The 19,410-nt window shown below is 60.8% G+C and carries 19 protein-coding genes; 15 read left to right on the plus strand and 4 right to left on the minus strand.

Going from position 1 to position 19,410, the window contains the following annotated elements; translation table 11 throughout:
- The first annotated feature begins 50 nt into the window (after window positions 1-50).
- The gene (locus P9220_RS19670; RefSeq protein ID WP_309767002.1) at window positions 51-395 is read left to right on the plus strand and encodes a VOC family protein; all 345 of its coding nucleotides are present in this window, start codon (window positions 51-53) and stop codon (window positions 393-395) included.
- Here P9220_RS19670 and P9220_RS19675 read toward each other — a convergent pair.
- A protein-coding gene (locus P9220_RS19675; protein WP_309766881.1) for an IS3 family transposase occupies window positions 376-1,562 on the minus strand; the annotation gives its coding sequence in 2 pieces (ribosomal slippage) (window positions 376-1,268 and window positions 1,268-1,562; 1,188 coding nt in all). The genes P9220_RS19670 and P9220_RS19675 overlap by 20 nt on opposite strands.
- Before the next feature lie 56 nt (window positions 1,563-1,618).
- Here P9220_RS19675 and P9220_RS19680 point away from each other — a divergent pair.
- From P9220_RS19680 to P9220_RS19710, 7 genes are all read left to right on the plus strand, one after another.
- A complete protein-coding gene (locus P9220_RS19680; RefSeq protein WP_309767004.1) occupies window positions 1,619-1,858 on the plus strand; it encodes a hypothetical protein in 240 nt (79 codons plus the stop codon).
- Between the two features lie 20 nt (window positions 1,859-1,878).
- The gene (locus P9220_RS19685) at window positions 1,879-2,514 is read left to right on the plus strand and encodes an isochorismatase family cysteine hydrolase (protein ID WP_309767006.1); all 636 of its coding nucleotides are present in this window, start codon (window positions 1,879-1,881) and stop codon (window positions 2,512-2,514) included.
- 40 nt (window positions 2,515-2,554) lie between these two features.
- A complete protein-coding gene (locus P9220_RS19690; protein WP_309767007.1) occupies window positions 2,555-3,883 on the plus strand; it encodes an epoxide hydrolase in 1,329 nt (442 codons plus the stop codon).
- Between the two features lie 138 nt (window positions 3,884-4,021).
- Entirely contained in the window at window positions 4,022-4,225 is a 204-nt protein-coding gene (locus P9220_RS19695) for a hypothetical protein (protein ID WP_309767009.1), read from the plus strand.
- Window positions 4,226-4,289: 64 nt separating this feature from the next.
- Window positions 4,290-5,861, plus strand: coding sequence for an aldehyde dehydrogenase (NADP(+)) (locus P9220_RS19700; protein ID WP_309767010.1), 1,572 nt, complete (start codon window positions 4,290-4,292; stop codon window positions 5,859-5,861).
- Between the two features lie 351 nt (window positions 5,862-6,212).
- Window positions 6,213-6,596, plus strand: a complete 384-nt coding sequence (locus tag P9220_RS19705; RefSeq protein WP_309767012.1) for a DUF3331 domain-containing protein — start codon at window positions 6,213-6,215, stop codon at window positions 6,594-6,596.
- 48 nt (window positions 6,597-6,644) lie between these two features.
- The gene (locus tag P9220_RS19710) at window positions 6,645-7,508 is read left to right on the plus strand and encodes an alpha/beta hydrolase (protein WP_309767014.1); all 864 of its coding nucleotides are present in this window, start codon (window positions 6,645-6,647) and stop codon (window positions 7,506-7,508) included.
- A 300-nt stretch (window positions 7,509-7,808) separates the two neighbouring features.
- On the opposite strand, the gene P9220_RS19715 is transcribed toward P9220_RS19710, so the two are convergent.
- Genes P9220_RS19715 through imuA form a run of 3 tightly spaced genes read right to left on the minus strand, consistent with a single transcriptional unit; the run spans window position 7,809 to window position 13,229 of the window.
- A complete protein-coding gene (locus P9220_RS19715) occupies window positions 7,809-11,006 on the minus strand; it encodes an error-prone DNA polymerase (protein WP_309767015.1) in 3,198 nt (1,065 codons plus the stop codon).
- Between the two features lie 20 nt (window positions 11,007-11,026).
- Window positions 11,027-12,514: a DNA polymerase Y family protein gene (locus P9220_RS19720; protein ID WP_309767017.1), complete on the minus strand. Its 1,488-nt coding sequence runs from the start codon at window positions 12,512-12,514 to the stop codon at window positions 11,027-11,029.
- Window positions 12,438-13,229 carry a translesion DNA synthesis-associated protein ImuA gene (imuA, locus tag P9220_RS19725; RefSeq protein WP_309767018.1) on the minus strand — a complete coding sequence of 264 codons (792 nt, stop codon included), beginning with the start codon at window positions 13,227-13,229 and terminating at the stop codon, window positions 12,438-12,440. Before imuA ends, P9220_RS19720 begins: the two co-directional genes overlap by 77 nt.
- Window positions 13,230-13,422: 193 nt before the next feature.
- Between imuA and P9220_RS19730 the strand changes: the two genes are divergently transcribed.
- The 7 genes from P9220_RS19730 (at window position 13,423) to P9220_RS19760 (ending at window position 19,342) form a co-directional block, all read left to right on the plus strand.
- On the plus strand, window positions 13,423-13,755 hold the full coding sequence (locus P9220_RS19730) for a metalloregulator ArsR/SmtB family transcription factor (RefSeq protein ID WP_309767020.1): 333 nt from the start codon (window positions 13,423-13,425) through the stop codon (window positions 13,753-13,755).
- On the plus strand, window positions 13,752-14,210 hold the full coding sequence (locus P9220_RS19735; RefSeq protein ID WP_309767022.1) for an ArsI/CadI family heavy metal resistance metalloenzyme: 459 nt from the start codon (window positions 13,752-13,754) through the stop codon (window positions 14,208-14,210). Before P9220_RS19730 ends, P9220_RS19735 begins: the two co-directional genes overlap by 4 nt.
- Complete coding sequence (locus P9220_RS19740) at window positions 14,207-14,728, plus strand: arsenate reductase ArsC (RefSeq protein WP_309767023.1); 522 nt, start codon at window positions 14,207-14,209, stop codon at window positions 14,726-14,728. The genes P9220_RS19735 and P9220_RS19740 overlap by 4 nt, the downstream gene beginning before the upstream one ends.
- A complete protein-coding gene (gene arsB, locus P9220_RS19745; RefSeq protein WP_309767024.1) occupies window positions 14,715-15,776 on the plus strand; it encodes an ACR3 family arsenite efflux transporter in 1,062 nt (353 codons plus the stop codon). Before P9220_RS19740 ends, arsB begins: the two co-directional genes overlap by 14 nt.
- A gap of 9 nt (window positions 15,777-15,785) precedes the next feature.
- Window positions 15,786-16,613, plus strand: a complete 828-nt coding sequence (gene arsN2 / locus P9220_RS19750; RefSeq protein ID WP_309767026.1) for an arsenic resistance N-acetyltransferase ArsN2 — start codon at window positions 15,786-15,788, stop codon at window positions 16,611-16,613.
- Between the two features lie 751 nt (window positions 16,614-17,364).
- Window positions 17,365-18,129 (plus strand): arsenical resistance protein ArsH, encoded by a 765-nt coding sequence (gene arsH, locus P9220_RS19755; RefSeq protein WP_309767028.1) that lies wholly within the window; start codon window positions 17,365-17,367, stop codon window positions 18,127-18,129.
- Window positions 18,116-19,342 carry an MFS transporter gene (locus tag P9220_RS19760; protein WP_309767030.1) on the plus strand — a complete coding sequence of 409 codons (1,227 nt, stop codon included), beginning with the start codon at window positions 18,116-18,118 and terminating at the stop codon, window positions 19,340-19,342. The genes arsH and P9220_RS19760 overlap by 14 nt, the downstream gene beginning before the upstream one ends.
- The last annotated feature ends 68 nt before the right edge of the window (window positions 19,343-19,410 follow it).

Consider the following 19,410-nt stretch of genomic DNA (forward strand, 5'->3'; position numbering starts at 1 on the left):
ACAGGCCGTTCTGCATCGACGAACGAGACAACGCAAGCAAGGAGTCAACGATGAACCAGCCCAGTCTCGACATGAAGCTCGAGATCGTCGTCATTGCAGTGTCGGATACCGACCGCGCGAAGCAGTTCTATGGTGGTCTTGGATGGCGGCTCGACGTCGACTTCAAAACCGACGATGGCTATCGCGTCGTCCAGTTCACGCCAACCGGTTCGGAGTGCTCCGTTATCTTCGGCCAGAACGTAACCGACGCCGCTCCGGGCTCCGCGCGCGGACATTATTTAGTTGTTCCGGACATCGTTGCGGCTCGTATGGAACTCCTGAGTCGCGGAGTGGAAGTTAGCGAGCTGACCCTGCCTCCTTTCCACGTACAGCAAATTATGCAGCGATCATCCTAGCCTCGTAATCGACGGGAGTGGAGAAATCGATAGAGGTGTGCAGGCGTTGTCGATTGTAGTAGCCCTCAATCCAGTCGACGATATCCAGACGAGCCTGAGCGCGGGTTTCGTAGCGAACCTGATAGATTCGCTCGACTTTCAGGGTTTTGAAGAAGCTTTCCATTGGCGCGTTGTCCCATGCATTAGCGCGACGGCTCATCGAAACGTTCATCTTGAAGTCGGCGGCCAGTTTTCGGTACGCCCGACTTGCATATTGACTTCCGCGATCGGAATGTAACAACAACCCTGGCGGGGGCTTACGGTGCCAGCACGCGCCGCGCAGTGCCTGGCAGACCAGTTCCGCGTTGATGCGCTCTGACATTGACCAGCCTACGATGCGTCGGCTTGCCAGATCCAGAATGGCAGCTAGGTATAACCAACCTTCGCCGGTCCTGATGAAGGTGATGTCGCTGACCCAAGCCTGATCGGGCTGCCAGCCGTCAAAACGACGATCAAGCAGGTTGGGAGCCACCGGTAAGCGGTGTGTCGAATCCGTCGTCACCCGATACGGGCGTTTATAGACCGGCCGCAGCTCTAAGCGTTGCAGGCTACGGCGTACACGCTCAGCGCTGGCCGGCTGGCCCTGGATCCTTAATTGCCTTACGATCCGAGGACGGCCGTAGCTGCCGCGACTGGCGCGATGAATCGCTGCCACCTCCCGATCAAGCGCGGCGTTGGCCTGCGCTCGCTGACTTGGCCCGCGCTTACGCCACTGGCAATATCCGCTGCGCGACACCGTCAGGATGTGACACAGCCGAGTAACACTGTACTGGTCGCGGTGCTCGTCGATCCATGCGTACTTCACCGCGACCCCTTCACGAAGTACGCCGTCGCTTTTCGAAGGATCTCGATATCAAGTCGCGCACTGGCGAGCTCTTTGCGAAGGCGGCTGTTCTCCGCCTCCAGTTCGTTGACCGGGCGCGTCGGTCGCGTGCTCTTCACTTCGTGACTGTCGACCTCGCCGATACGTTGAGCAGCGCGACTGCGTCGACTCCAATTGCCCAAGGTTGCCACGGGCACTCCAAGCCTACGCGCGGCTTCGTGCTGCCCGACTGATTCGGCAAGCCTAATGGCCTCGACCTTGAACTCGTCCGTGTACTGCCGCTTTGGCACTAGCTTCTCTGACATTAAAACCTCCGTACAAACAGAAATTAGCAAATTCCTGCTGTACGTGAAATCGAGGCATGGTCAAGCTGTTTCACGATGCAGGCGGCGTCTTTCACCGAGCCGACGGAAAGGGACGTTCAAGCGGCGCGAGTCCAGGTCGGAAAAGCTATGGCTCGTTCGCGATGTTCGGCGATCCGGACGGCAACCGCTGGGTCCTTCAGGAGGTTACCGCCCGCCTCTCGCCTGATGTCGAGCCGGGCGATCAACGATTCAGCAGTCAGATTGTCGAGGTGCTCCATCGTGCGAAGAGCGCGTGACGCTCAAACCGGAGAAAAGAATGGCCGATCTTTCTTATTGCGCTGAGCGCACAGGACTCTTGCTGATCGATCCGTACAACGACTTTCTTTCTGACGGCGGCAAGATTTTTCCAATGGTCAAAGAGATTGCCGAAGACGTTGGCCTGCTGGACCATATGCGCGCGATTGTCGCCGCCACGCGCCGCGCGCACGTACAAGTACTGCACGTGCCGCATCGGCGATGGCGACCGGGCGATTACGAGAATTGGCATCATCCAAATCCGACGCAGCGGCGCATTCAGCAGCGCCATACGTTCGAAGAGGGAACGTGGGGCGGGCAATGGCACCCAGATTTTTTGCCAAGCGCCGATGACATCATCATAAAAGAACACTGGGCGCAGAGCGGCTTCGCTAACACGGACCTTGATTTTCAACTGAAACAGCAGGGCATCACGCATGTGATTCTGATCGGGCTGCTGGCCAACACCTGCGTTGAATGTACGGGCCGCTTCGCAATGGAACTGGGGTATCACGTCACGCTTGTGCGCGATGCGACCGCCGCCTTCACGCGCGAGATGATGCGTGCCGCGCACGAACTCAACGGACCGACGTTCGCACACGAGATTGTGACGACGGCGGAACTGATTGCGGCACTCGAAGCCACGCACGGCGCGTAATCGGTTGCTTACGGTCCAACACTGCAGCAAAGGAGCTTGCATGCTCGACGACAACTTCCTCCGAACCGCTTCACGCCGAGGCTTCATCGGTGCGGCAGCGGCTGTGCTGGCTGCGGGTGCATGGAGTCGCGGGGCGTTCGCTGATACGACGGCCGCGCCCATGGTGCAAATCTCGCAATCCTCAGCCGACGACAAAGCCGGCCTCCGCAGGCTGCGCATTCACGCGAGCAACGCGGAGCTGGCCGACTTGCGACGCCGGGTTCAGGCGACACGGTGGCCGACGCGCGAAACGGTGAACGATGCTTCGCAGGGCGTTCAGATTGCGACGATGCAAAGTGTCGCGCGGTACTGGACGACAGCGTATGACTGGCGCAAGGTCGAGGCGAGATTGAACGCATTGCCGCAGTTCGTTACCTCTATCGACGGGCTGGATATTCACTTCATTCACGTGCGTTCAAGACAGCCAAATTCATTACCAATCATCATCACGCATGGATGGCCCGGCTCCATCGTCGAACAGTTGAAGATCATCGGGCCGCTGACCGATCCGCTCGCGCATGGCGGGGCGGCCGCCGATGCCTTCGACGTCGTGATCCCCTCGCTACCCGGCTACGGGTTTTCCGAGAAGCCGATCACGACGGGCTGGGACCCCGTGCGCATCGCGCGCGCGTGGGTCGTCCTGATGCAGCGCCTTGACTATTCGCGGTACGTTGCGCAAGGCGGAGACTGGGGCAATGCCGTCACCGAGCAGATGGCGCTGCTGAAGCCCCCTGGGCTGGTCGCAATCCACACGAACATGCCTGCTACGGTCCCCGACAATATCGCGAAGGCGCTGAAGTATGGAGAAGCTACGCCGGCCGGTCTCTCGCCAGACGAGAAGCACGCGTTTGATCAGCTCGATTTCTTCTACAAGCACGGACTCGGCTACGCACTCGAAATGGCGAATCGACCGCAGACACTCTACGGCATCGAAGATTCCCCGATTGGTCTGGCTGCATGGATGCTCGACCACGATGCTAGCAGTCAGGCGTTAATCGCCCGCGTGTTCCAGGGGCAGCAGGAAGGGCTTACGCGCGATGACATTCTCGATAACGTTACGCTGTACTGGCTTACGCGCACGGCGATTTCGTCCGCGCGCCTGTACTGGGAAAACAAGCTCAACTTCTTCGAGCCAAAGCATGTTTCGATTCCAGTAGCGGTCAGCGTCTTTCCAGACGAGATTTACGCGGCCCCGAAAAGCTGGACCGAAAATGCGTACGTCAATCTGATTCACTACAACCGCCTGCCGAAGGGTGGTCACTTCGCGGCGTGGGAACAACCACAAACCTTCGCTGAGGAAATCCGCGCAAGCTTTCGGTCGGTGCGCTGACGGAAGTTCGCTTATGCGATGCGCTCATGCGTTGCGCGATGTTGCGGTGTTCCTGCGTCGCCAGGTCGTAACGAATGTCGATGGAGTAGGGGCACCACGGAGCGATTTATCGTTTCCGTGAAACTGGAGGAACTTGTGATGAAACTCGTCAAGAAATTCATTATCGCGGCGCTCATCGCTGCGCCCGCGCTTGCGTCGGCTCAAACGAGCGATCAACAAGCGGCGGGCAATTCCGGGTTAGGTTCTGTCGGCGGTGCGAGCGGCAGTATGCAAACCCCTTCGGGTTACTCCACTGCGGACGACTCCGTGGTTGGACTGGGACCTATCTACAAGAATCCTTAATGAGCAATACTCGGCCACAGTTGCACTGACGCCACGCAGCGCGCACGCTGCAAGGAGAGTACGCATGGACTTCACTGGGAAGCTGTTTATCGGCGGTGACGAAGTACGCGGGACGGCCGGGACGATGAAAGCCTTGAATCCAGCAACCAACGCGCACATCGAACCGTCATTTTCTCTTGGCGGTGCGGCTGAAGTTGACCGCGCCGCGCGGTGCGCCGATGAAGCATTCGACACTTACAACGCCACGACCCTCGAACAAAGAAGTTCGTTCCTCGCGCGCATCGCCGATGGGCTGGAGGCGATCAAGGAGGAATTGGCGCAACGCACGTCGCTTGAGACGGGCTTGCCAATCACTCAGATCGAAGCGGAGATTGTCAAGTCTGCGACAGTCTTCCGCCAGTTCGGCGCCCTGGTCAGTCAAGGCCGGTTCCGTCAGGCGACGATCGACCCCGCGTTGCCCGAACGTCAGCCGCGCGCGAGGATGGATCATCGCATGCAGAAAATCGCGCTCGGGCCGGTTGCGATTTTTGGCGCCAGCAATTTTCCAATCTCCTACTCCGTAGCAGGAGGAGATACGGCATCCGCCTTGGCCGCTGGCTGTCCGGTGATATTGAAAGCGCACAACGCGCATCCTGGCGCATCGGAACTCGAGAGTCGCGTGATTATGCAGGCAGTCAAGGATATGGGCCTGCACAGCGGCGTCTTCTCGATGGTGCGTGGCGGCGGCAACGAAATCGGCGAGGCGCTGGTGGATCATCCGCTCATCAAGGCGGTCACGTTCACTGGGTCAGAGGCCGGAGGCATGGCGCTATTCCAGCGGGCACAGCAACGTTCGGATCCTATCCCCGTCTTCACCGAAATGACGAGCGTCAATCCGACTTTCGTCTTGCCGGCGGCGCTTGCCGCCCGAGGGGCTGGCATCGGAGATGGTTTCGCCGAACGCATGCTCGTGAACGTCGGGCAAGCGTGCCTCAAGCCTGCCATCCTGCTTGCGATTACCGGTGCCGGCTTCGACGAGTTGCGCCACGCGATGATAGCGCGCGTGAAGGGAATGCACGCGCGAACCATGCTGACACCGGCGATAAACGTGGCGTATCGGAAAGGCGTCGAGCGGCGCGCAGGCACTGGGGCGAAGCGCATTGCAACAGGCGGTGAGGAACGGGGGCCGTGGGAGGGGCAAGCGGTTCTCTTTCAGGTCGAAGGAGCGCAATTGCTGGACGTGCCTTCGCTTTCGGAAGAATTGTTCGGCCCGGCAGCGCTTCTGGTTCGCGCAACGGATTTCGGGCAAATGGAGGACATCGCTAAGCAGCTGCGTGGACAGCTGTCCGCGACCATGCACATTGAGCCCGCCGATTATGCGCTTGCCGCACGTCTTCTCCCGGTACTCGAACGACGGACAGGGCGTATTGTCGTCAATGCATTTTCGCATCCGCAAGAAGTGTCGTATGCCTCGATTCATGGGGGGCCTTTTCCGGCAACGTCGGATTCACGGTTCACGTCCGTCGGCATGAGCGCGATCGAGCGCTTTCTCCGGCCGGTCTGCTACCAGGGATTTCCGGACGAACTGTTGCCGGAAGCCCTCAGAGCGGCGAACCCTGCACACGTGCCCCGGCTGATCGATGGAGAGCTCCGGTAAATTGGTCTATTGAGTCGCGCCTATCTTGAGATTTCCTGAACCAGACGTTACTGGCCGGACGGCTCATTTGTTCGCCGGCTCATCCGACCTTTGCATGAAAGGCACTTTTGGAAAGGCTCACAGCGTACGGTAGAAGGAAACGGTCATGCAGCGTTGGGGAGGGAGCATATGCCTGCACGTCCTCCATCTTGAAACGCCCTGATGACGGCGGCTTCCGATGATTCAAGGCGCTCGACGGCGAAATAGTGGCTGCAGCAGCGAGGCTTAGTGTCCCACCCCGGTGCCTGACGAAATGAGCCGTCCACGCGATCTAACGATTCTTGAGTGAGGGACTAAACGATGCAAACAGGCATGAAAACGCGCGACCCTTGGTCGCGAACCATCGCGATGATGCGCGCATCGTGGGATGGCACCACGCCCGTTGTACCTGTGAAGGCGAATCGAAACGGTCAGGGCGCGTTCGGCGATTCCCTTGTCATCAGCGTTGTGGACCGCCCGACCGCAAGCACCGCGACGCTCTACTGGCGAGATGCCACGCGTTGTTGTTATCCAGACCAGGCATGGAGGGCAGCAGTTGCGCGCAGAACGGGGCATTGTGCGATGAGCGGGCTGCCGATAAAACGCGGTGACGCCATCTACGTGCCGAGGCGAAGCGCCACCGTATCCAATGCACACGCGATGATCCTGACGTCGGAGCTCGAGCGCCGCACGATGGGGGTGAGGGCTTCCCCTTAAGACTGTGCATGTGCTTTCTCAAACTGACACACGGAGGAGCGAAAAAAGATGCTAGTGCGATACCGGTCCATCAAGGTCGGGGGCTTGTCGGTTTTCTATCGCGAGTCAGGCTGGGAAAATCGGCGCGTGCTACTCCTGCTGCACGGCTTTCCGTCATCGTCACGAATGTATGAGCCGCTGCTTCGAAGGTTGAGCGACGAATTCCACCTTATCGCCCCGGACTACCCCGGTTTTGGTCACAGTGATTGCCCCGATCCTCGCGAATTCTCGTACACGTTCGATCATATTGCCGAAGTTATGAGGGGGTTCATCGAGGCACTCGGTCTCGGTTCGTACTCGCTCTATCTGCAGGACTACGGCGGACCGGTCGGGTTTCGGCTTGCCCTTGATGGTTCCAAGCGGCTGCAGTCGCTGATCGTTCAGAACGCGGTAGCGCACGAGGCCGGACTTGGGCCACTGTGGGAGACTCGCCGCGCGTTCTGGCAAGACCGGGAAGCGCATCAGGCTGCCATCAAACAGAACTTAATGTCGCTTTCGGCGGCACGGTATCGCCACGTTGGGACAAGTCCGAATGCCGAATTCTATGACCCAGACTTGTGGACCGACGAGTACGCCTTCCTATCGCGTCCGGGGCAGCTCTCAATACAGAGCGACCTCTTCTACGACTATCGGAACAACGTCGCGTTATACCCAGCGTGGCAGGCATGGCTTAGGGCCCACCGGCCCCGTCTGCTCATTCTCTGGGGACAATACGATCCGTCCTTCATGCTTAACGAAGCGCAGGCGTATCGCGCCGATGTGCCGGACGCCGAAGTTAACGTCTTGAAAGCAGGGCATTTTGCGCTTGACGAGAAGGCCGACGAAATCGCGCGCATCGTACGTGCATTCTTCCGGCGTTGGCAGGAACAGTAAGGCATGCCCCATTGATTTGACTCGGCTTGCACCGCCCATCGCGAATACTGCGAAAATCTGTCGTCGCAAAGTATCGGTGATGCGGTGATCCGTCGTAATCGCGAGCTAGGTGGCTAGATGCTTAGACCCGCTCGTTTGTATCGGACGACGCGGTGACCGAGGGGGAGCTAGCTAAGGCGCTTCCCGAGACCAATACCTTGCGGCTGTTCACTGACAGAAAGCAGTCACCGCGGCCCCGCGGAGCCGTATGTCTGAGATGGGTCGCTATTCGCCGGTCGTCGAAGCCGGTATCGCTCCGCGTCAACAGAAGTTCTTGCTGACGTTCGTCAAACCACCGAGCAGATGCGACATGTCGACGAGTCGATGCGCGACTAGGTGACGAACTTCCCCTTCGCATTGCCAGGTGCCGTACACCGCGAGCAATGCCGCGCCCAACGCTTCGCGTCGCTGCTTCTCCAGCAACGACGGCCACACGATGACATTGACGTTGCCCGTCTCATCCTCGAGCGTCACGAACATGACGCCTTTAGCCGTGCCGGGTCGCTGCCGTACGGTCACCAGCCCACAGCCCCGCGCCAGACGGCCGTTCCGATAGGTCCGCAAGGTTGAAGCGGGCATGAGCCGTTGTTCAAGCAGCGCCGGCCGCAAGAGCGAGAGCGGATGGCGCCCGAGTGTCAGTCCGGCAGTGTTGTAGTCGCTCACGATCTCCTGCGCTTCCGACGGGGCACCGAGGGTCGGCGTCTCATCGTCGATCCGTGTATCGGCCAGGATGTCGCGGTCGGGCACCGCGGCCGCAGACTGCCACAGCGCTTCGCGACGGTTTCCCGCCAGTGACCGGAGCGCGTTCGCTGCCGCGAGTACTTGCAGGTCGCGGCGATCGAGCTGCGCGCGGCGCGCCAAGTCGCTCACGCTTGCGAACGGCTTCACCGCGCGTGCCGTTTCGATCCGCTCGGCGGCGCCCTCGCGCATGCCCTTGAGCAACGACAGCCCGAGTCGTACTACCGGCTTCCTGTGGCCGGGCTGCTTTTCCAGCACAGAATCCCATCCGCTGATGGTCACGTCGATTGGCGCGATCTCAACGCCATGACGCCGGGCGTCTTGCACCAGCTGAGAGGGCGAGTAAAAGCCCATCGGCTGAGAGTTGAGCATGGCGGCCAGAAACGCGGCGGGCTCATGGCACTTGAGCCAGCTGCTCGCATAGACCAGCAGCGCGAAGCTCGCCGCATGACTCTCCGGAAAGCCATATTCACCGAATCCCTTGATCTGCTCGAAGATCGCTTCCGCGAAGGCTTTATCGTAGCCGCGCTCCTGCATGCCGTTCACGATGCGATCGTAGTACTGCTGCAGGCCGCCCTTGCGCTTCCAGGCGGCCATGGCGCGCCGTAACTGATCGGCTTCACCCGGCGTGAAGCCTGCGGCCAGGATCGCCACCTGCATGACCTGCTCTTGGAAGATCGGCACGCCGAGCGTGCGGCCCAGCGCAATCTCCAATTCCTTGCTGGGATAGGTGACCGGTTCCAGCTTCTGGCGGCGCCGCAGGTAAGGATGGACAGCACCACCCTGAATCGGCCCGGGCCTCACGATCGCCACTTCGATCACTAGATCATAGAACTCCCTGGGTTGCATGCGCGGCAGCATGCTCATCTGCGCGCGCGACTCGATCTGAAAGACACCGACCGTGTCCGCGCGGGAGATCATTTCGTAGGTGGCCGCATCTTCCGCCGGAATGTCCTGCATCTCGAAACGCTCACCGCGTTGCTCCGAGACGATATCGAGCGTGCGTCGAATCGCGGACAGCATGCCGAGCGCGAGCACGTCGATTTTCAGTAGGCCAAGCGCTTCGAGGTCGTCCTTGTCCCACTGGATCGCGCTGCGCTCCGGCATCGCCGCATTCTCGACTGGCACCAGCCGTGTGAGCTTGCCGCGACTGATCACAAAGCCGCCCGAGTGCTGCGACAGATGGCGAGGAAAGTTGAGGATCTGCGCCGCCAGATTCGCCCACATGGCGATCAGCGGATTGGCAGGGTCGAGGCCGGACTCTTCGAATCGACGCAACAGATCCTGCGAGTGATCGAACCATTGATGGCTCTTCGCGACCTTGTCGACGATCTGCGGATCGATGCCGAGCGCCTTGCCGGTTTCCCGCAGCGCGCCCCGCGGTCGGTAGGTCGATACCGCGGCCGCGATCGCCGCGCGATCGCGCCCGTACTTGCGGTAGATGTACTGGATGACCTCTTCGCGCCGTTGGTGTTCGAAGTCGACATCGATGTCGGGTGGCTCGCCGCGCTCCTTGCTGATGAAGCGCTCGAACAGCATGTTGCCGCGTGAGGGATCGACTTCGGTGACGCCCAGGCAATAACACACCGCGCTGTTTGCAGCCGACCCCCGGCCCTGACAGAGAATGTGCTGACTGCGCGCGAAGCGCACGATGTCGTAAACGGTGAGAAAGTACGCCTCATAACGCAGCTCGCGAATAAGCTGCAGCTCATGCTCGATTTGTTGCTGCACGTCGTGGGGAACGCCGGCAGGAAAGCGCCGGTGCGCACCGATATAGGTCTCCTGCCGGAGATAGGCTTCATGCGTGTAGCCTTCGGGAACCAGTTCGTCGGGATACTCGTAGCGCAGTTCGTCGAGCGAGAAGCTGCAGCGCGCGAGAATCCTCAACGTTTCGGCAAGCGCATGCGGCGGATATAGGTTGGCGAGCCGCAAGCGGGAACGCAGATGCTGCTCGGCGTTGGGCGCGAGCTCATACCCGCATTCGGCCACCGGTTTGCCGACGCGGATCGCGGTCATGGTGTCTTGCAGGGGCTTGCGCGAGCGCACGTGCATCACGACGTTGCCGGTGGCCACGACCGGCATTCCGGCCCGCAACGCCACCTGTTCCACGATGCCGCGATGGATGTCGTCCATCGCGCGCTGATGCAACGTGAGCCCGATCCACGCACGCGCCGGAAACGTCTGGCGCAGCCAATCGACTTGCGCAGTCAGCGTCTCTTCGTTCGCCGGAAAGTCCGGCACCAGGATCGCAAGGCAGTCTGGAGCGCCCTTCAAATGCGCGTAGTTTGGTTCCGGCCGTGCAAGATCGTCGGGTGTCAGCAGGTAACTGCCCTTGGCCGCCCGCATGCGCGCAAGCGTAATGAGCTCGCACAGGTTGCCGTAACCATCGCGGTTTTGGGCGAGCAAGATGAGGCCAAACGCGGGGCTAGAAGTGGGACCAAGAGCGGGGCGGTTTTTGGGACCGCTATCCGCACCCTGACGCGCATGGACCAGACGAAAGTACGAGCCGATGATCAGCGGCAACTTCTCTTCCTTGGCCTGAACATGCGCGCGCACGACGCCCGCGACCGAACACTCGTCGGTGATGGCCAGTCCCGCGTAACCCAGTTGTGCCGCACGCAGCACCAGCTCTTCGCCGTGCGATGCGCCGTGCAGGAACGAAAAGTTACTGAACGCGAAAAGCTCCGCGTAATCCGGCAGGGCCGATGAGGGAAATTCCACAATGCCACCTGCTGATCCGCTTAGCCAAACAGTCCGTGAAGGAACCAGCGTGTCTCCTCGGTTCTGACGCTCGGGCGTTCGCGGTAGATCCAGTAGCAGCTCTTGTCGTCCGCTTCCGCGACGAAGTAATCGCGCGTCACCAGTGCGCCGTCATGCCATCCGGCCTCGATGCGTTCGCCGGTCGAAACGAGCTTGAGCGGCGAGCCGTAGAACGGACGATGGTGCTTGACCATCAACCGCAACGGCACATGCAGCAGCCAGGTGGGCCGCGGCAGATCATCCGGCGCGAGCGCAGAGGACGCGAGGGTCACGGCGTGCGTCCTTGGGCTGCCTTGCACGGGCACCCACTGATTGGCGTGCTCCGGGCGATGATCGGGCGCGGGCGCTGGCCGCAAAACATTTTCGGGGCCGAGGCGCGCAGCCAGTAACTCCAGCAGCCGGTTATGGTCTTGCGCGGATCCACCAGGCTCGGGAAACAGCGAATCGCTGGGCGGCTCAGCCGCGCGCACTTCAGACGCCGTCAGCCGCACGGCGATGACCGCGGCTTCGAGTTCGGTGCGCCCAAGTCGCTCTTTCAAAAGACGCACCAGGTGCTCTTCATGCCAGGTCGGTTCGGCAAGCGCGATCTCGATCAGCGTCGGCTCGATGGCCTGGCGTCCGCGTTCATGCTCGAGCGTGATGGTGGCATGCGTGAGCGCCAGTTGCTGGGCGGTGAGCCACCCGCAGAGCTGCACGACGAGTCGCCGCGCGGAAAACAGGATGGCTTCGGCATGCTCGACGCGATCAGGCAGCTCGACGCGCGCGCTGAAGGTCGGCGGCAGTTCCAGCCATTCCTGCAGTTCAGGCGCCAGGCCATAGGCCCGGTCCAGGAAATCGAGTAGGTCCACGCCACACCTTTTCTTCAAACCTGCACGAGGCAGGCGTTGTATATCGCTCAGGACACGGCAGCCCAGCCCACTGAACCAGTCGGCGAACGGCCGCAGCTCTGGCACCACCATGAACGGCAAGGCGCCTAAGTGACGTTCAAGCGAGCGCATCGTGAGCACTCGCCGGCGGCCGGCCTTGGCGAGGAGCCAGGCGCCGCGCCCGGTCGGCGCGACGCTCATGCGCCCGGTGACGCCGATGGTCGCGACGACGCACCTGATCTCCCTGCACACGCGCAAGATGCCGCCGAAGAGTCGCAAGCTCGCCGTGACGTCGACAACGATGGTTTCCTCTTCGCACACGGCCACCTGCGGCGAAAAACGCAGCAGCGCAATGGCCACCTCGCGCTGCATGTCGTGTTCGCGCTCTGGGCTGCGATCGAACATCAGTGCTTCCGACGCGAGCGTCGTGACCCCACCGCGTTTCATCCCGACGCGCACACCCGCGTCTCTTGCCCCTGCATCGAGCACAATGACCTTGTCGCGCTCGAGCACCACGCACCCGTGCTCAGACGGAGGCGACCACCTCGGTCTGAACACCTCCAGCGACAGCCGGGGCAAGTGAATGGCGACGAACACGGCCATAGGGACTCAGCAAGATCGGCGACGGTTGTAGGGTGACGGTCAAGGGCTCCGTTCGGTTGGGGCCGCGTCGTTTAATCATGTCGACGGCAATCCCGCCCTCTGCCGGTCGAACGCCAAGCCGTAAGCTCGCCGGCGACGCATCCTGGGCGCTGGCAAGCGGCCGCACCAGAATTAGCAACGTCTCGGTTGCCTGAGCGGCCAGATGCAAGCGTCGCAACGCCTCGGAGCGGATGTGCTGTGGCCAGAACAGCAGCGCACCGCAAGTGCCGGCCTGCAGCACGCGCTCCGCGCACCACAAGGCGTCCGCCGTTTTCGACGCACGCAGCCACATCAGCTTCTCGAGTGGCACGCCGAGGTAGGAGAACGCCAGCGCGTTTGGCACGTGCGGCGCCTGCAGCAGCACGACGGGCCGCTGAGCATCATGAGCGACGCGTGCGAGCGCCGGACGCATCAGACGCATCTCGCCCACGCCGGGCTGCTGGACCAGCAATTCCACGAGCGCACCCAAGGGCCAGCCACCGCCAGGCAACTCCGCCGACAACGCCGCGTAGCCGGTGTCGACGGTCTTGCCGTAGGCGCGCGCGAGCTGCGATCCGCGCCACAGCGTTATTCCCCCCGACTCCGAATACATATTTCTATCGAGCGCAGCATCGATGGAGCGCGCCCGTTCCTCGGGCGTGCGTAACTGCTGTGCGGCTAAGGCAGTCCGACTCACGATTTGGCTCCAGAGATACTGTATAAATATACAGGTATTCTAGCCCAAGTATTTGAGTCTCAGGTTGGAGGTCGAGTCCAACCTTCGTCGATTCCGCTCGCTATCTCCCGTCCCTAATTGATCGACCAAGCACCGTCGCCCTGTCGTTTCAAGATTACTTGAATCTTTGAATTGACGGGTCTATGATGCCGCCATGGACTCGAACCTCGTTGTACGCGCGCTCGGCGCGCTCGCTCATGAATCGCGCCTGGCGATCTTCCGCGCACTGGTTGTCGCGGGCCCCGAAGGCATGCCGGCTGGTGAGATCGCTCAGCAGCTTGGCCTCTCGCCGTCTGGCCTGTCGTTTCACCTTAAAGACCTGTCGCATGCGGGCCTCGTCAACAGCGAACAGAAGGGACGGTTCATCTTCTATTCAGCCAACTTCGATGCGATGAACGGACTGGTCGGGTTTCTAACTGAGAACTGCTGTGCCGGCGCTGACTGTTCCGTTCAAGGTGTGTCGCAGTGCCCAGGAGCTAAATCATGAAACGTATGCACATCCACGTTGCTGTCGAAGATATTGATGCGAGCACCCGGTTCTACGTCGCCATGTTTGGAGGCGCAAAACCGACGGTATCGCAGTCGGACTACCGCAAATGGGAGTTAAGCGATCCGAAGGTCAACTTCGCTATTTCGCAGCGTGGCGTAAAGCCGGGCATTGATCACCTTGGCATTCAGGTCGAATCGGACGAGGAACTCGCTGAGATGCGAGCGCGCTTCGCAAGCGCTGAGTTGCCCGTCACGAATCAGACGGCGACGACCTGCTGTTACGCAAAGTCGGATAAGACCTGGACAGTGGACCCACAGGGCGTCGCATGGGAGACCTTTCAAACGCTTGAGCACGCCCCTGTTTATGGAGAGTCGCGCGATCGTTCGCGCGAAGCCCGCGTGTCTTCAAATGCCTGCTGCTCGGGCGCAGATCTCAATCGGAGCAACACGTGAACGACAAAACCTACAACATTCTGGTCCTTTGCACGGGCAACAGCGCCCGAAGCATTATGGCCGAAGCGCTTTTTAACACGCTCGGCAAGGGCCGATTCCACGCGTTCAGCGCAGGCAGTCACCCGTCAGGCGCGGTCAATCCGTTTGCGCTTGAGCGCTGCGAGTCACTGGACTACGACACGACCGGGCTGCGCAGTAAGAGCTGGGATGAGTTCGGTGCGCCGGACGCGCCGCAAATGGACTTCGTGATCACCGTGTGCGACCAGGCGGCTGGCGAGGTGTGCCCGATATGGCCCGGCAAGCCGATCACCGCGCACTGGGGTTTTGAAGACCCTGCCGCATTCCTGGGCAGCGACGAAGAGAAGCGCGCGGTCTTCACCAAGGTCTATCGGCAGATTCTGACGCGGGTAAGCCAGTTTGTGAACCTGCCGTTGCACATACTCGATCGCAATGCAGCCCAGAAGGAAGTGCGCGCGATTGGCGAACGTCCCGCCGAGGAATCCAATGAGCAGCACTGACTCGGTCGCTCGCGCCAGCCGCCCCGTCATTGGCTTCTTCGAGCGATATCTGACGTTGTGGGTTGCACTGTGCATCGTCGCGGGCATCGCGCTGGGCCAATGGTTGCCGGCGCTGTTTCAGGCGATCGGTCGCATGGAAGTGGCGCAGGTCAATCTGCCGGTGGGCGTGCTCATCTGGGTGATGATCATCCCGATGCTCATCAAAATTGACTTCGGTGCGATGGCGCAGGTCAAGGGCCACTGGCGCGGAATCGGCGTCACGCTATTCGTGAACTGGCTCGTCAAGCCGTTCTCGATGGCGCTGCTCGGATGGATCTTCGTGCGCCACGTCTTCGCCGCCTGGTTGCCCGCAACGCAACTCGATAGCTACATTGCCGGCCTCATTCTGCTGGCTGCTGCCCCATGCACCGCGATGGTGTTCGTCTGGTCGCAGCTTTGCAAGGGCGATCCCTATTTCACCTTGTCGCAGGTGGCCCTGAACGACGCGATCATGATTGTCGCGTTCGCGCCGATCGTGGCACTGTTGCTTGGCTTGTCCGCCATCACCGTTCCGTGGAATACGTTGATCTCGTCGGTGGGTCTCTACATCATCATTCCAGTCGTCATCGCGCAGTTACTGCGTCGCGTGCTGCTCGTGAACGGTGAGGCCCACTTCAATCGCACGGTTTCACGCCTCGGGCCCTATTCGATTAGCGCGTTGCTCGCCACGCTGATGCTGCTGTTTGCCTTCCAGGGGCAAGCCATCGTCCGGGAGCCGCTGGTCATCGCGATGCTCCCAGTCCCGATTCTCATTCAGGTGTTTATGAACTCCGGGTTGGCCTATTTGCTGAACCGTAAGCTCGGTGTCGCGCATTGCGTAGCCGGGCCTTCGAGTCTAATCGGCGCAAGCAATTTCTTCGAGCTGGCCGTCGCGACCGCCATCAGCCTGTTCGGCTTCCAGTCGGGCGCGGCGCTCGCGACTGTCGTTGGCGTGCTGATCGAGGTGCCAGTCATGCTGCTCGTGGTTGGCGTTGTGAACCGCTCGCAGCGCTGGTACGAGACCGCGTGAGGAGCGGGCGTGAGCATCATCATTTACCACAACCCCGATTGCGGTACGTCGCGCAATGTCCTCGCTATCTTGCGCGAAGCCGGTGAAGACCTATGCGTCATCGAGTATCTGAAGACACCACCGGATCGCACAACGCTCGAACGGATCATCACGGACACCGGACTGGCGGTCAGGGACATACTCCGGATCAAAGGCACGCCGTATGCGGAACTCGGACTCGACGATGCGGCATTGACCGATGCGCAACTGATTGACGCGATGCTGGTCCATCCGATCCTGATCAATCGACCGATTGTCGTGACGCCGCGCGGCACACGTCTATGCCGACCTTCGGACGCTGTTGTTGACGTACTGGCTCATGCGCCCGAGCGCGAGATGCTAAAGGAGAATGGCGTACCGTTCCTCGTCGCCCGGGCAATCCCGGGCGACGACGCCACCTTTGTGCAGACTATGAGGGATGCCGAACTACCGGTCGATGACCTGTCCGAGCCCGGACGCGCATTCTTTACGCTCAGCACGCTAGCCGGTGTACACATCGGCTCCGGTGGATTCGAACGGTACGGTAGTGATGCGCTCGTCCGTTCGATCGTCGTCGCGTCCGGGCATCGAGGCTTGGGCATCGGTCGCCACCTGCTAAATGTATTGCTGCACGAGGCATTCGATGCAGGTGCTCGCACTGCATGGCTGCTCACGACGGACACCTCGGCCTTTTTCGAGAAGACTGGTTTCAGGGCCGTCATGCGCGAGGCGGCGCCCCCAACGATTCTAATGACGCAACAGGCTTGCACCCTGTGTCCGGCCAGTGCGGTACTCATGTCGCGTGCCATTACCCTGTAGCTCGCGCGAGCGCGGGATGGCACTTAATTGGAGTCCAGTCATGGACAATGTTGACATCACGGCACCCTCGTTGTGGGTTGGTTCCTCTGGCTCGCGCTGCAACCCGATGACGGCTGCGATCGCGCTTCGATTGCGCCCGGCACGGAAGTCCTGCAACGCGAGACTCAGGACCATCACTGGATCGAATGTACCCGCTGCTTTGCAGTCAGTCAGCATGTCCACCTCAACCTTGATCGATGCACTCTTACGATCGCTTGGCCGGGAGGCCGGGCAGTTCGCGGAAGCAATGGATTTAACCGCGGCTCGAAGCGGGCATGAGGACTTGATGCGATTTGTCTTGGGCGGCACAACAGCCGCTGCTGTCCTGTTACTCGATGTGCCAACCCTGTTTCAGGTCCCGCGCTGTAACTGGCAAGCCCCGCTCCTGCAAACACGCAACCGCCTCTCTGACGACGGATTCAAGGTCTATGCGCTTCTGGTGAATGGCCGCAGGGAGCATAGCCTGTCAGGCGCGCTGTACCGATTAAACGACCGGTACGAGGGATCGCGACTCGCTCGGTTTTGTGACACGAACGGTGTTGGACTTCTAACGAGGGACGAAGCGCGAGTCGCTGAAACGCGCAACGGGGCGGAAGACAGTTTGGCTTCGTCGATAGCGTCGGCGCTAATGTCCGCACGCCACTTTTGTTGCGGAGCCTTCCGGATTGGCAAGTCGGACGTCAACACGAGCCACCTGTAACTGCACATCAATATGATCAATGACCTGCCGCACGTCAGCGCCTCGCATCTCGACATACCCGATCTCGCGAAGCTTGAGGCGCATGCGATTTCGCAGCACCCGCCCCGAATCCTCCTCCTGTACGGTTCACTTCGACCCACGTCGTACAGCAGGCTGCTGACGCTTGAAGCTGAACGCATCCTCCGGCAGTTCGGCGCTGAGACCAGAGTGTTTGATCCGCATGGCCTGCCACTCGCCGACAGCGTGCCCGCAGACCACCCAAAGGTCGTCGAATTGCGCGAAGCGTCCATCTGGTCCGAGGGCCAAGTGTGGTGCAGCCCGGAACGACATGGCGCACTGACTGGCGTGTTCAAGAATCAGATCGACTGGCTGCCGCTCGATTCCGGTAGCATCCGGCCGACGCAAGGGCGCACGCTAGCGGTCATGCAGGTGTCGGGAGGCTCGCAATCCTTCAATGCGGTGAACGCTTTGCGCGTGCTTGGCCGCTGGATGCGGATGGTGACCATTCCCAACCAGAGCTCCGTTGCCAAGGCGTTTCAAGAGTTCGATGAGGACGGACGCATGAAGCCATCGCCGTACTACGACCGCGTGGTCGATGTGATGGAGGAGCTCTATAAATTCACGTTGCTCGTGCGCGACCGCTCAGATTACCTGACCGACCGGTACAGCGAGCGTAAAGAGAACGCCCCGGCATCAGTTTCCACCCTCGCCAATGCAGCAATGAGCCATGAGTACAGCACACAGAACGCCGACACCGACGACAATGAAGTCGAGTAATTCGGCGGATCGCGCCGAATCACTGGCCACCTGGGCGCTCGCGCTCGCCCAACTGGTGTCGTGGGGCTCGGTCTACTATTCGTTTTCGCTGCTGGTCGTACCCATGGAGCAGACGATGGGCTGGAGCCGAACGTCCACGAATGCGGCCCTCTCGCTCGGACTGCTGGTCTCGGGTTTCGCGGCGTATCCGGTGGGCAAATGGATCGACCACGGGCTCGGACGTCGGGTCATGGCCATTGGATCGCTGATCGCGGCAGCTATGCTGCTGATGTGGTCCGCCACTTCGTCGCTTACGGTTCTCTTCGTAGCGTGGATCGGCTTGGGCTTGTCGATGGCGGCGACCTTCTATGACCCGCTCTTTGCCGTGCTCACGCATCGCTATCCGCTGCGATACAAGACCAAGATCACACTGGTGACGCTCGTTGCGGGATTCGCGAGCACGGTTTTCATTCCGGTCACGCAGTTTCTCGTGGATGTGGCCGGGTGGCGTCTCGCGCTTGTCGCACTGGCCGCGTGCAACCTAATCATTTGCCTGCCGATTCATGTCGTCGCGAACCGCTCTTCACGAATCGACCCGAACGCTTCCCAGCGGAGCGCGGAGCGCATGGCGGTCGATGCTGCGGCGACGCGACGTGCACTGCGCACGCCTACCTTCTGGGCGCTCGCGCTGTGCTTCACAACCTACTACGCGACCTTCGCCGCGCTCACATTTCATCTGGTTCCGTTGATGGTCGAGCGCGGCGTCACCAACACGGTTCTGGTCATCACCATGGCGCTGATCGGACCCGCGCAAGTCATCGCCCGCGCGGTCTGGTTCGCATTCGATCGCAAGGTCACCATCACGACAGTTGGTTTCATCGTAGTGACGCTCTTTCCCGTCTCGACGGTCGTCCTGATCGTGGCTGGCAAATCCGCTGCGCTTTTGTGGATCTTCGCGCTCTGCTATGGCGCCGCCAACGGAATGATGACGATCCTGCGGGGCACGATCGTCCAGCAGTTTCTGTGGACGGAGGGCTACGGCGCGATCAGCGGCATGCTGTCGTTTCCGTCGAACATTGCGAAGGGCATCGCGCCCATCGCAGCGGCGAGCATCTGGGGACTGACGCATGGGTATGTCGCCGTCGAATGGACGGTGTTACTTGTCTCCGCGCTATCCGCCGTCAGCTTTTTTATCGCAGCGAAGTGCGCGCCGGCGCGGCCCTCTTATCGGTGAGTCGATGCGGGAGCAGCGATGACTTACAACTGTCAACGTGGTGACTTAATGCGTGCGTAAGGTGTTTG

It is taken from the genome of Caballeronia sp. LZ016, assembly GCF_031450805.1.
In the GTDB taxonomy this organism is placed as follows: domain Bacteria; phylum Pseudomonadota; class Gammaproteobacteria; order Burkholderiales; family Burkholderiaceae; genus Caballeronia.